Annotated in this window: 11 protein-coding genes; all 11 read right to left on the bottom strand. The window is 38.6% G+C overall.

Annotation, left to right across the window (positions count from 1 at the left end):
• Nucleotides 1-22 precede the first annotated feature (22 nt).
• Nucleotides 23-1,327, bottom strand: coding sequence for a sodium:proton antiporter (locus C4H12_RS08050; RefSeq protein ID WP_106098466.1), 1,305 nt, complete (start codon nucleotides 1,325-1,327; stop codon nucleotides 23-25).
• Nucleotides 1,328-1,442: 115 nt separating this feature from the next.
• Nucleotides 1,443-2,117, bottom strand: coding sequence for a DUF4294 domain-containing protein (locus C4H12_RS08055; RefSeq protein WP_106098467.1), 675 nt, complete (start codon nucleotides 2,115-2,117; stop codon nucleotides 1,443-1,445).
• Between the two features lie 5 nt (nucleotides 2,118-2,122).
• Nucleotides 2,123-2,608, bottom strand: coding sequence for a 6,7-dimethyl-8-ribityllumazine synthase (gene ribH, locus C4H12_RS08060; RefSeq protein WP_106098468.1), 486 nt, complete (start codon nucleotides 2,606-2,608; stop codon nucleotides 2,123-2,125).
• 77 nt (nucleotides 2,609-2,685) lie between these two features.
• The gene (locus tag C4H12_RS08065; RefSeq protein ID WP_106098469.1) at nucleotides 2,686-3,465 is read right to left on the bottom strand and encodes a tol-pal system YbgF family protein; all 780 of its coding nucleotides are present in this window, start codon (nucleotides 3,463-3,465) and stop codon (nucleotides 2,686-2,688) included.
• Between the two features lie 159 nt (nucleotides 3,466-3,624).
• Entirely contained in the window at nucleotides 3,625-4,023 is a 399-nt protein-coding gene (locus C4H12_RS08070) for a hypothetical protein (RefSeq protein WP_106098470.1), read from the bottom strand.
• An 85-nt stretch (nucleotides 4,024-4,108) separates the two neighbouring features.
• The gene (locus tag C4H12_RS08075; protein WP_254424732.1) at nucleotides 4,109-5,062 is read right to left on the bottom strand and encodes a hypothetical protein; all 954 of its coding nucleotides are present in this window, start codon (nucleotides 5,060-5,062) and stop codon (nucleotides 4,109-4,111) included.
• Between the two features lie 441 nt (nucleotides 5,063-5,503).
• Nucleotides 5,504-8,998 carry a 1-acyl-sn-glycerol-3-phosphate acyltransferase gene (locus C4H12_RS08080; protein WP_106098472.1) on the bottom strand — a complete coding sequence of 1,165 codons (3,495 nt, stop codon included), beginning with the start codon at nucleotides 8,996-8,998 and terminating at the stop codon, nucleotides 5,504-5,506.
• A 31-nt stretch (nucleotides 8,999-9,029) separates the two neighbouring features.
• Nucleotides 9,030-10,241 carry a 3-phosphoshikimate 1-carboxyvinyltransferase gene (locus tag C4H12_RS08085; protein WP_106098473.1) on the bottom strand — a complete coding sequence of 404 codons (1,212 nt, stop codon included), beginning with the start codon at nucleotides 10,239-10,241 and terminating at the stop codon, nucleotides 9,030-9,032.
• Nucleotides 10,242-10,254: 13 nt separating this feature from the next.
• Nucleotides 10,255-11,583, bottom strand: coding sequence for a sodium:proton antiporter NhaD (gene nhaD, locus C4H12_RS08090; RefSeq protein ID WP_106098474.1), 1,329 nt, complete (start codon nucleotides 11,581-11,583; stop codon nucleotides 10,255-10,257).
• Between the two features lie 121 nt (nucleotides 11,584-11,704).
• Nucleotides 11,705-12,499: a geranylgeranylglycerol-phosphate geranylgeranyltransferase gene (locus C4H12_RS08095; protein ID WP_254424846.1), complete on the bottom strand. Its 795-nt coding sequence runs from the start codon at nucleotides 12,497-12,499 to the stop codon at nucleotides 11,705-11,707.
• 71 nt (nucleotides 12,500-12,570) lie between these two features.
• Nucleotides 12,571-13,902: a lytic transglycosylase domain-containing protein gene (locus tag C4H12_RS08100; RefSeq protein WP_106098476.1), complete on the bottom strand. Its 1,332-nt coding sequence runs from the start codon at nucleotides 13,900-13,902 to the stop codon at nucleotides 12,571-12,573.
• Between the last annotated feature and the right edge of the window lie 153 nt (nucleotides 13,903-14,055).

Raw genomic sequence — 14,055 nt, forward strand, 5'->3', positions numbered from 1 at the left:
TTTTCCTGTTTAAAAAAAGCTATTATTGTTTTCCTTTTAATTGTTTGTTCTTCATTCGCCTCAAACGTGTCATTACTTCATCACGATACAATACCTGAGTAGCTACCCTACCTATAGTAAGCCCTTGTACTAAAATAGAAAACAATACAACAATATATGTTATTTGCAACAATGTTTCTTTAATTCCTGCTTTGTCAGCAGGGATTGATAACACCAAAGCTATTGATACTCCTCCTCGTACACCGCCCCACACCATAGTAATAAGTGAACCTCTTGAATAAGTGGTTACTTTCCTTAATATAGTCTTAGCTGGTATATAAATAGCTAAAGCTCGTCCCGCCAAACATACTATAATTGCTATTCCTCCCAAAAGAAACTGCCCATCAAGATTATCAATTAGCAACATCTCAAAACCAATGAATAGAAATAGTATAGCGTTCATTATTTCATCTACTATTGCCCAAAATTTCTCTAAGTAATCTTTATTCTCATCACTATTAGCTTTCTTTCCTACATTACCTACAAAAAGCCCGGCTATCACCATCGCTAAGGGCGATGACACGTGTGAGGTTTTAGCTATCAAAAAACCTCCCATTACTATAGCTAAGGTAAGAAGTACACTCACATGATAGTCATCTGCCTTTTTCATCATTTCTGAAACCACCCAACCTAGCAATACTCCTAAGAAAACTCCTCCTCCTGCTTCCAACAAAAAGAGCTTAGTAATGGCATTAAATGATGGTTCAAAACTGTTATCTGTTGCCAATTTGAGCACTACAGCAAACATTACTACAGCCACTCCATCATTAAAAAGTGACTCTCCCGTAATCTTATTTTCAATACGTTTCGGCACATTAGCTTGTTTCAATACACCAAGCACTACTATAGGGTCTGTAGGCGAAATAAGCGTGCCAAAAAGCAAACAATATATGTAAGGAATTTTAATATTTACCAGCGGAGCAATATAATATAACAACGCTGATATAAAGAAAGCTGAAAGCACTACACTAATAGTAGCGTATGTGAAAATAGAAAGCTTATGATTCTTTAAATCGTTGATATTAATATGCAATGCCCCTGCAAAAAGCAAAAAGTTAAGCATTGCTCCCATCAGTATCTCCGTGAAATCAAAACCTTGTAATAAGGCTTCCAACTTATGTGCTAGCCCTGCAAATACTTCACCTCCAAAAAGTCGTACGCCTACCGATACCATCATCGCAATTACCATAATACCAATAGTCATTGGTAATTTTACATAGCGCACATTCACGTATGAGAACAATGCCGCTAAAACTATGATAACCGAAAAGGCGTAGTATAACTCCATAATTGCTATTTATATTTTCAGGTGCAAAAGTACAAAAAAAACTGAAACCTAAAAAGCATAGTACAAAAAACTTTGCCAAGATTTAAAAAATCTTAACAAAGTTTTTCGTTATTCTTTATTTCCCTTTTCTTTTTCGCTGATTGTATAATTCCGAGAGATTAGAAAAATTATACTGTAGCGCAGGTATCTGTGGCTCTAACTCGCCCTTATTAATAGCCCTTAAAATTATCTCTTCTATCAAATAATCTTCTTCATTATTTATTGGGTCATATTCTTTCTTAAGTGATAAATCATACAGCCAAGCCGTTTTATCATACCAAAAAGCATTCCACCCATTCCGAAGGTCTTTTACCAAGTCATAAGCTGTCTTACCCGTTTGTCGGTGAATAAGCTTAATAAGAATACGCCCCTGCGAACGCGATAGCTTCTTCAGCTCTTCAGTAAAATGCTCTTCAATATACTGCTGGGTACGCTTCACGTACACTTTCTTCTGCTGCTTGTTTTGCATCGTATCCATTGTCCTTTCCATCGTATGTAGCCTATCTGCTGCCAATCTAGCGTATGGATACACCCGCTTCACTCGGCTTCTAAGTATCCAGTACCGCTTCTGTTCTTCTTCATCTGTAAAAATACGCTCTTTACCAAATAAAGTCACTTCAGCAAGCTGTATAGTATCTCCTGCATAATATTTCGGATCAAAAATATAAACAGTATCACGTACCTGCCCCCTTACAAAAAGAACAGATAAAAAGAAACAGATGGTAAGAAATAACAAGCATTTACATTTCATAATTTCTATCTTCCTATCTCTGCCATTCTAATGGCTGTAATCGCCGCTTCTACCCCTTTATTGCCGTGTTTGCCTCCACTACGGTCAAGTGATTGTTGCAAAGTATTGTCCGTAAGTACACAAAAAATCACAGGCACCTTGCTCTGCGTGGCATTCAGTTGCGCAATACCTTGGGTAACCCCTTGGCACACAAAATCAAAATGACGTGTCTCTCCTTGTATTACACAACCTATTACAATAATTGCATCTACTTCTCCCTTGTCCAACATACGTTTTGCCCCGTGTACCAACTCAAAGCTACCTGGCACCTCCCAGCAAATAATATGCTCTTCCTTAGCACCACAGTCCTTTAATGTTGCGATAGCTCCATCACGCATCCCGTAAGTTACCTGATCATTCCAGCCCGAAGTAATAATCCCAAAGCGAAGCCTCTCCGCATTTGGGATTTCTTTTTTATTATATTCCGATAAATTCTTGTTTTCTGTTGCCATAATTTAAATAACAAATAAGAGGTAACAGATAAGAGCTTTATACACTCCTATCTCTTACCTCTTTATCTTAATAAATATTACTGACTAATCTTCCCGATAAGAATATCAATAGTACGAGCCTCTTCCGAGTTCGGATACTCATTCTTTATTCTCTCATAGTATTTAAGTGCATCAGCCGTTTTACCTTGCAATGTAGCAGCTATACCTGCCTTTTTAAGATACAATGGCGTTACAAACTCATTATTACTTTGTTCAAAAGCCTTGATATAGTAGTTCAATGCTTCTGCATTATTTTTCTGTTGTAAGTAAGCATCTCCTATGTTACCATAAGCAAGAGCCCCATAAATATCATCTGTCGAGCTAAATGCCTTTAAGTGCTTAATAGCATTATTATACTCTCCCAAACGCATATAAGCCATACCCATACCATATTCAGCAAGGTTCGCCGCTTTGGTACCACTGTATTTTTCCGCTATCTGCTCAAAACCATATTTACCACGCCCCCCTTTAATCGATACTTTAAACAATGAATCTTGTGCTTGCTTGTTATCTGCTTCCATTGCCTCATCAAAAAACCGTTGCGCAAAGAACAGCTCATTAGCAGCATTCTTTTCATTAGGTAATTTCACAAACTGTTGGTAAAGTAAGTACCCTAAGCCTATAACGGCTATACCCACCAATACACCAACGATAGTTTTCTGGTTGCGCTTCACCCAGTCTTCAGTACGCGTAGCTCCCGCATCAAGGGCATCAAACACCTCTGCAGTAGTACTTTCTTTGTGTAACTGAACTTCTTTCTCTTCCTCAGTAAGCCTGTTTTTATTAGGTCGGTTGTCGTTCTTTTTGTAAGTTGCCATATATAATTTTCATTAAAGTTCGGCAAAAGTACAACTTTTATTTTAATTGACAAAAAAATTATTACGTTTTTACTTTTTAAATCATACCCCCCTACCCTATATAACAAAAAAAGAGAGTACTTATTCAAATAAATACTCTCTTTTTTAATATCACTTAAATTATTGCTTACGCTTAAAAATAGTATAATCTGTAGACTCTTCTAATGATAAACGCAATTTTGTATTATTCTCTTCTAATGAATAATAATAAGCCTTTTCACGATTTCCTACATTCTTCAAATAGCCTTTACCGTTCAGCATCACCTTTTGATAGTCATATTCGTGAATAGTTGAATAACATTCGTTATTTATTTTAGCAGTATCATAATAAGCAATATGTTTATCTGTAATAACTACTTTCATATTCTTATTGCATTCATCAAGAGGGGTTACTTTTGCACTCCATACAATTTTCTCAATTACCCACTCTCCTACAATAGGATCTTCTTCTTTTTCATCTTTGCTGCAAGAAGCCAATCCAATAAGCGCAGCACTCATTAATAGTAAAACTTTTTTCATTATACATTTCTTTTTAACGTTAATAATGCTGCAAAAATACCACTTCCATACCAACCTCACAAAATTTTATGACTTTTTTAACACATCACCTAAAATAAATCACCTCCTTAGGGGCTTCCCTCATCACTTCTCCCAAGTCCTTAAGCATCTCCTCTCTTTGCCCTTCATTCACTTCTTCTATTTTTATCTTATCCCCTACTTGCCAAAGCCTCCCTTTGTAATAAGTCTGCTTTTCCACCTTGTACACATTAGGCACCTCAGTAAGTCTTACCCCTTCTATCGCATTCATCTCTTCTGCCGTAAGCCCGCCTATCAAGTTCACTACCTCATCTCTAACCGAGTGTACCCCCCAGCTAAACATCGGCAGGGCTATATTTAGCGGCAACTTGTATTCTTTTAGTCTTTTAATATACCCTTTGGCTGTGCTTCTCTCATAAATAGAGTTACCTCCCATAGCCGTTATCTGTCCCATATTATAATACATCAGCACCCCGTAATCCACCGGTGGTACCCCCGTCTTCTCGTAGTATTTCACTTGATGCAGCCTAATAGTTGCCGAAAATCTCCAACCCCTATTCCTTTCCTTCATCTCTTCTACAAACCGAAAGTAAGCCTCCTTCGTTTTCAATGTCCAGTCGCAATCCAGTTGCAACTCATTGGTTGTAATCCCGTATTTCTTGTTTATCTGCCCTATATAATTAGTCAAGTGTCCCGCCAGTTCTGTTATATAATTTTCCTGCCGAATATCCATAAATATCTCATTCTTAAGGTACACCACAGGCACCACACTCATTGTTTGTATGCTCGCAGTATCTATCTGCACAGGGGCTATAGGCACAGGCTCATCATTCACCAGCCCTACATCACAATAGCGCACATACAGCTTTTTGATAGCGTTTTTCTGCACAAAAGCTCTATCCTCATCTGTAAGCACCAACTGTGTTTTCCAAAAGTACATAGCCTTCTCTGCCCTTATTTGCTCTTTGCCGCATCCTTCTATAACCAATACCACAAAAAATAAAAATACTACTCTTTTCAATCCGATAATCATTAATAGTTAAACACCTACTACCCTATCTCCTATCTTCTAACTCCTACCCCCCAACTAAATTGCGAATTCCTCAAAATTATCTTCCCTCACACTCTCCCCTATCTCCCAACTTCTCTCCCCTAATAATCAGCTCATTACACCTCCACCCTTCCCCCAAGCTCCTACCAGCTATCCCTTAGGATAAACGAACGAATAACGAACTATAAACGAACTATAAACGAAGGATAACCGTTACCAAGCTAATAATCAGCCATCTATCACCCGAACTTTCTCTTTGCGAAAATCGCAACAAAATCCCCCAAACACCACACTATTCCCATTCTTTCACCATTTTTCCCTCATTTTTCTCAATTATCAATTACCCTCTCCTCCTTCTCTTCTTTCTCCTTCTTGCTCCCCTCTTATCTGTTACCTCTTACCTCTTATCTCTTACCTTCTTACAAAAATCCACTCTCCCCAGTCTCTTTCTGGCAACTCCTTCACATACTGCAGCTTACGTATTTTCAGAAGATAACTCTGCTCAGCCACAGCTCGCTTCTCATCATCAGCTATCACAGCCACCACCTCACGTTGCGGATAAGTGTATAACAGCAAAAAGTCCAGCGCACCATAATCATCTCCCTCTCGCACTATTTTCGCCTTTTCAGGCAATGAATGTACCAACTCCCAATACGCCTGCCTATGCTTCTGGTAATCAGCCTTCACAGCTCGCACCACCTCAGCATCCTTGTATAAGTAGTTCAAAAATAGTTTCTTTTTAAGATAATCCACCCCTTCCAATCGCTTGCGTAGTGCCAAGAATTTCTCCCTATAAGCCGCCCCTATAGCCTTAGCACGCTCTCTGGGGCTACTGCCATAACGCATCTCATCAGCCTCAATAGGCTCCCCTACTACTACCGTTATCGCCCCATCGTAAATAATAAAATCACCCTTAGGCTGCACCTCAGCCGTACCATGAATATACACCGGCAATATAGCCACTTTAAAAGCATCCGCTATCACAAAAGCTCCCTTGTGAAACCGGTGTACCTCATTGCTCTCCGAGCGTTTCCCTTCGGGGAATATCATTACCGATACCCCCTCTTCTATATTTTTGCCAAATAAAGAAAGACCCTTTTCTATACCGTTCGAAGCCAAAAAAAAGCCCATAGCACGCACATAACGCCCAAATACTACCGAGTTGTACACCCAGTCATTCACCATATAACTAAGCTTGTAAGTATACATACTCATCGCCAGGGTATCCAGCCACGAACTGTGATTCGCTATCACCACCTGCGCCCTTGCAAGATGCTCACTGGCAGGATTCTCCACACGCTTTCGCACAAAAGGATTCAAGTACAGTACCGATTGTGTAAGCCACGCCGCTACTCTCCTCACTCCCAAACTGCTCTTAGGGCGCAACTTCACTATAAGCCAACCTATATTGGACAGAATTACCGACGAAATGCCGTAATACAACAATAACACCACCGAGTGCAACAACAATCGCAAACTCACCGGCGAAAGCCCCTTTTTAGGACGACTCCCAATAAAAAAGCCAAATAAAGTAGGATAAAACACAAAAGTAATAACCAATGCAGTAAAAATACCCAACACCGATACCGCCGCTATCGATTTTAATGCAGGATGTTTAGCAAAAACCATCGTACCTATTGCCAAAAAAGTAGTAATCGATGCCAATAACACCGATGTTTTATACACCGGCAACTCATTCCTACCATTAGTGTACTGCCGCTGCAAGGCACAAGTCATAAAAATACTAAAATCAACCGAGTGCCCCAGTACAAGCGTACATACAATCATACTGAACACGTTAAACTCTATACCCAAAAAGTACATCAAGGCAGCCGTAACCACCCCCGTAATCGCTATAGGTACCAAAGCAAGTAGCGCCAGCTCTATACGCCTAAAAAAGAAAAGTAATATTAAAAAAATAGCAACAGATGAATAGTTCACCAGCAGCAATATATCATCTTTAAGTTTGCCCAAAAAAGTCTCATTCAAGTGCTTGCGGTCTATCACTATAGTTGGAGTATTTTTCTCTGCCGAAGCAATAAAAGCCTCACGCTCCTCTGCCCGTAGCTTTACCAAGTTGGCAATAGTGTAAAAACCATCCTTTTCACTAATAAAATCATCAATAGGCAATGCCGATAGCTCTTTATAAGTAGCAAGATTTATAACCCCAAAGTCCTCATTTAGCAGCTCGAAGAAAGGAGCATAAGTACGCTCCTTAAAGCCCACCGCAGCTCCGTACACTTGTAGTTGTTTCTCCAAAGAAGATTGATGTTCCGCCCAAAAGCGTTGCCACTGGTCAATACGGCGTTGTTGTTCACTTTGCGGCAATACCACACGCGCTACCGAACTAAAATGCCTAATACTATCAGTAGCCTCATAGTGTTCAAGGGCTTGGTACAGCTGGTAATTATGCTGCAACGCCTCATCAAGTGTATTGCCATAAGCCGCCGCATATACCGATTGGTAACCACTATCAGTAATAGCTTCCAACTGTAATTGGGCTGTTTTAGCCCGCTCATTCATATAGTTGATAGCAGCAATATCACCATTGAATTTTACTTTCTGAAAAAAGAAAAAACTCACGCCTATAAGCCCCAAGCACACAGCCACCACCCACTTATTCTGATGGAAGGGGTAAGCCCCTACCCTATCCAAAAAAGTCTTACGTACTACCACTTTCTTATTGTTTCTGTAAAAATGAGGCACCAACACCAATGATAGCCCCGCCGATACCATAATACCTACAGAAGCAAATATACCCAAATCGCGCATCACCTCCGAGTGTACAAACAGTAAGCACAAAAAAGAAATAGCCGTAGTTACACTACTAAGCAGTATAGGCAGGGTAACAGCCTTGTACAGCTCTTTAGTATTATGAACTACCTTGTAATGGGTAAGTATATGTAGTGAGTAGTCAATAGTTACGCCCAGCAGTACAGCCCCCATACTCACCGATATAGCCGATATACTACCTTTAAGCACATACAATACAGCCAAAGCCGTAAGCACCCCAAATACCGAGGGGATAAAAGCAATAAAAGGTACGTACACACTCCGATAAAAAAACATCAGTAGTAAGCACAGTACTGTAAGCGAAATAAATACGGTTGAAATAATGTCGGTTTTTATTTGTGAAGCATTACTAACCGACACAAAAGGTGCTCCAAAGAAGTAAGTGCGCACCTTGCCCTCATTTTGGGCATTTATGGTATCCTGTAGTTGGTTCAGGATTTGTACAAATTCAGCATTATGACCGCTGTCATTACCTTCATATTTAGGATTGAGAAAAAAAAGAATATGCTGCCCATTAGTAGTAGTAAGAAAGCCGTTTTGCAGTTTTAAATCAGCAGCTGCATTAAGGGTTTGTAATTTCTGTAGCCCTCTAAAGGTAAGCCCTAAAGGGTCTTTCCTTATATACTGTTGGGCTACCATACCCGCCGGAGTCAGCAAAGTGCGATACTGGCTTTGTACCATTGCCTGCAAGCTATCAGCAGCAATACGACCTTCTATATAAGCATAGTCTTGTTCTTCCAAAAATAAAGGGAGATGCTCATACACAAACTCCCATGTAGCCTCTATTTCATCTTCGGCTACTACTCCTTGTATCCCAGTAATATAGTTAGTAAAAGTGCTAAGGGTATCTCGTAGCTGTTCCCCCACCGATAGCATATCGGCAGTACTTCCCCCCTTTTCAGTACTCACTATCACCGATACTTTATCAGCAAAATTCAGTTGTTTTAGCACTTTGGCAGTAAGGGTAGTTTTATCATTTTGCGGTAATACTTTGGTAATATCTTCCTCAAAGCGCAAATGCACAAACCCGTATGCAGCAATGAGTAGCCACGCTGCGAAGAAAAAAATAGCAGCCCATTTATGCTGCTTTATATAATTATAAATATTATTCAATGATAATTTATGAATGATTAATTAGAAAACATTACCTAACTACCAAAACCTCCTCTACATCATCCCAAAACTCAGGATATGATTTGCTCACTACCTCCTTATCGGCTATCTCTAAGGTAGTTTTTAGCAATAGTGGTGCAAATGCCATTGCCATACGGTGGTCATTATAAGTAGCTATTACTGCACCAGGTGTTAGCTTTTTACAAGCCTTTAAATGTAGGCTATCATCTGTAATCGTTACCTCTGCCCCTAATTTGTTTAGTTCCGTTTGCAAAGCTTGTAGCCTATCTGTTTCTTTTATCTTTAGTGTATGTAGCCCTGTAAGGGTAGCCTCCAAGCCCAATCCGCAACAAGTAACTGCTATAGTTTGGGCTATATCAGGAGTGTTATTAAGGTTTGCCTCAAAAACAGCCTTTATAGGCTCTGTTTTCTTGGTAAGGGTTATTTCTGTACCTTGAAAGGTAGTATGCACACCAAAAAAAGTATAAAGCCCCTGCAAAGCACTATCCCCCTGCAAGCTATCTTCTTTAAAATGCTTCAAACGCAAGCTTGTACCCACTGCCGAGAGCGCTACAAAACTATACCAATATGAAGCTGATGACCAATCCGACTCCACCTGCCAATGCTGCTCTTTCAGTTCTTTTACAGGCTTTACAATAATAGTATTCCCTTGAAAAAGCACTTTATCAGCTCCTAACAGGTACTTTAAAAAAGCTACGGTCATCTGCAAATAAGGTAAAGAAGTAAACTCACCTGTAAGTTGCAAAGTAAGTCCGTTAGGCAATTTAGGAGCTATAAGCAGTAGGGCTGTAATATACTGGCTACTAAGGCTGCCCTCTATACTCACTTGGTTGCCCTCAAGTTCTTGTCCTTCTATGTATAAAGGGGGGAAACCCTCTTTTTCAGTATAACTTATTTTAGCTCCCAATGCTCGCAATGCTTCAACTAAAGGGGCTATAGGGCGCTGTCGCATACGTTCAGATCCCGTAAGCAGTACCTGCCTACCTGCTTGCATAGCAAAATAAGCTGTAAGGAAACGCATTGCTGTACCAGCATGGTGTATATCAACAGTTGGGGTATTACACTGCAAAGCTTGCTGTAATAGCGCTGTATCATCAGCAGTTGATAGGTTACTTATTTTTAGAAAAGGATAAAGAGCTTGCAGCAATAAGGCGCGGTTACTCTCCGACTTAGACCCTGATAGCTGCAAACTCTTTCCCTCACAAAGTGATATTTTCTTCATCCTTTGTTATTTCTTATCCAAAAAGGTGTAAAGCTTCAAAAGTTACCAAAGTAAGATAACCTAAAATAAAGCCTAACAATGCCATCCATAGTATATTTTTAGCATACCAGAAAAAGCTAATTTTCTCCATACCCATAGCTACAACACCCGCTGCCGAACCAATGATAAGCAAGCTACCACCGGTACCTGCTGCATAGGCTATGAAATGCCAAATACCAGCATCCAATCCTTCTTGGAACATACCCATACTTGCAGCCACCAAAGGAACGTTATCAATTACTGCAGAAGCTATACCTAACAACAATACCACTACATTTTCACTTGGGATAGTTTGGTTAAGTGTTTGAGCAAAGTTAAACAAAGTACCTATGGTTTGTAATGATGCTACTGCCAATAAAATACCTAAGAAAAATAAGATACTTGAAAACTCAATACGCCCTAAAGCACGATGTATACCAAATGTTTCGTGTTCTTCTTCATTAAGTTCACTTGTAGGTTTCATTTTTTCTGAAACAAGCCACATTGTAGCTAACGCAAATAGCATCCCCATATATGGAGGCAAATGTGTTAATGATTTAAAAATAGGAACAAATATAATGGATATAATACCAATAATAAGCACTGGCATACTACTTTTATAAATAAGTCCTTTACCACTTTCAGGGCTATCTACTTTTCCTCTAAATACAGGTAAGAATGTAGCAATAACTAAAGGCACTACTAAACATACTATTGCAGGAATTAATACATATTCTACCAATTTAGCAGCACTTACTTTGTTTTTCACCCATAACATAGTAGTAGTAACGTCACCTATAGGAGACCACGCACCACCAGCATTGGCAGCTATAACAACTATTGAGGCATACCAAATACGCTCTTTGTGGTCGGGTATTAGCTTGCGCAAGATAGTAATTAGAATAATGGTAGTAGTAAGGTTATCAATAATTGCTGAAAGGAAGAAAGCAATAATACTCATTATCCACAAGAGTTTTGTTTTACTACGTGTTCGGATAAATCGTTTGATAATCTCAAAACCTCGGTGCATATCAATCACTTCAACAATGGTCATTGCACCGATTAAGAAGAATAAGATTTCGGCTGTTTCAGCCAAATGATGTTGTAGGGCTTGATCAATAGCCGTAGGGTTATCGGCTGGATTTACAGGTACCAATACTCCTTTTACAACCTCGACTACATCAAGATTAAACACTTTTAAGAGTGTCCAGCACACTACTGCCATAGCTAAAGCTGAAATTGTTTTATCAACTTTTATTTGGTGTTCAGTAGTAATACAAAAATAGCCTATAAAGAAAATAGCTATAATCCACGCTGCTTCCATATAATATTAGTTTTTTAAATTATTAGACCGCAAAATTAAAAACTTTTTTTCAAATAACAAACTTAAAAGTCGTTTTTTTGTTTTTAACTATAAAAATAGTTGCAATGTTTTGTTTTACTCTTTAATAATTAGCTGTAGCCAATACTCCTGCTACTAATATAAACTTCATCATATTGTAAAGTAGGGCATAGCGGCGCTGGGTAGTAGCCTTCCAGAGCAACGCTAAAAACACTACTAAATAAACAAGCATAAAAAACAAGAAATAATACAACTTTCCTATATTAAAATAAGCAAGTAAGAGATATGAAGGAAGATAGCTGAGCAATACTGCTAAGGTAATGAGCCTTTTGGAATATAGTTCGCCATAGACTACTGGTATGGTAGGGTAGTTATGAACTAAGTCGCCTTTAATATTTTGAAGGTCTTTTACAAAATCTTTGATGAGAATAAGCAAGTATATGAGCATAGCATGGCAAAAGATACTATGATCAAAATTACGATAATAAACAAATACTGCAAAAAAGGGAATGATAGCCAAGCCTGCAGATGTAAGATTGCCCCATATTACTATTTTCTTGATACGATGTGAATACAGCCATATCCCAAAAATATACAAGGAGAAGAAGAGTACTGCCCTAAAAGAGACATAACTTGCAACAATTACTGATAAAAAGTTCAGAAGGAAATAAAGTGTAAGCCGTGTGTGCTGACTCACTAGCAGATCAATCATTGTTTTTAGGGGCTTATTGATGAGATCCTTTTCTTGGTCATAAAAGCCATTGATTATATATCCTCCTGCTATTGCCAAAGCCCCAGCTAGCACTAACATAAACAAAGAAGTATCAGTAATTACTTCGCGCCAACCGAGTCCTGAAAGCACAAAGATAGCCGCTAAATATTGGGCTATACATACCATTACAATATTATAGCCCCGTACTGCGGAAAACAAGCTTAGTAGTTTCAGTAGTGTTGTTTTTTGTTTCACGCTTATTTGTAAATAGTGAGACGCTGGCCTACCCTTACGCTATTATTGCGCATACGATTCCAACGCTTTATATTTGATACACTTACCCCATGACGGGTAGCTATTTTACCTAAGTTATCTCCTTTTTTAACTGTATAGGTAACTTTTTTGCCTTTCCCTACATCGCCTTTTAGTACTTCAGGAAGTGGTTTTTCTCTTTTAGAGTTTTCTTCACTAAGATAACTATAAATAGTTTGTTCATTGGCTACAAACTTGCCAATTTCGGAAATGGGCAAGCGCAAGGCATAGTTACGCCCCTCAACATAGGGTACTACATCAAGCTGGTATGAAGGGTTAAAGAATTGTATTTCTTGCACATCCATACCTGTAATTTCGGCTATATTCTTAAATGGCACTGCTTGTTTTACCCTTATGGTATCAGTTTCGAATAAATGGTTCGCCCGACGTTGTGGTTTAAAGCCGTGTTCTTTGGCATATTCAAAAATATAGAGGGTAGCTAAGAAGGCAGGTACATAACCTGCTGTTTCTTTGGGAAGGTAGGGGCGCAAGTTCCAGTAATTGGTTTTACCATTAGAACGGCGTATAGCCTTGGTTACGTTACCAGGACCAGAGTTATAAGCTGCTAAAACCAAATCCCAATCGCCAAATATTTGGTATAATTCTTTTAGATATTTAGCTGCTGCCTTAGTAGCACGAATAGGATCACTGCGTTCATCGACATAGTTATTCACCTCTAAACCATAACTTTTACCAGTAGTATACATAAATTGCCACAAGCCTGTAGCTCCTGCATGTGAACGGGCTTTAGGATTCAATGCAGACTCAATAATAGCGAGGTATTTAATTTCTAAAGGGATTTTTTGGTTACTCATTTCCTGCTCGAACATAGGGAAGTAGTAATCACTCAAGCTCATTAGACGCTCTAAAGATGAACGGCGATTTTTGAGAAATGACTTAATCACCTGCTCTAAAACAGGATTATACTCTACATTGAAAGGAGTTTTTTGGTTTAGCTTTTCAAGGCGTTCTTTGAGAAGTTCGGTAGGAAGCTCATTATAATCGACATTGGTAGGGGAAGCTGCTACATCTTCACTCATTTGATAAAAGAGATCGGAATTAGAAAGTTCTTTTAGCCATTTTTCATCATATTTTTTAGCATTGGGATTATCATTAAGCCTATTAAGTCCTTCTGTTCTTTGGATAGATGTAGTAATATTGGTTTTGTTAATAGTATCTTTTTGGGTGTTGTTATTGGATGTATTTTGAGCATTGAGGACAAAAGCACTCATTAGATAACAAGTAATAGTGCTGAAGGTATATTTTACTAATTTCATATTCTTATTATTAAGCGTGTTTTTTAGTTAAATGTTTTTCAAGGGGACAAAGGTATAAAAGTTTTTTTAAATTTGCAAAAAAATAAAAGAGGTTACTGAACTTTTATCAGGTTCAGTAACCTCTTATTGCTATTTTTTATTTTCTATTTTGTG

The sequence above is a fragment of the Capnocytophaga sp. oral taxon 878 genome, assembly GCF_002999135.1.
Lineage (GTDB): Bacteria > Bacteroidota > Bacteroidia > Flavobacteriales > Flavobacteriaceae > Capnocytophaga.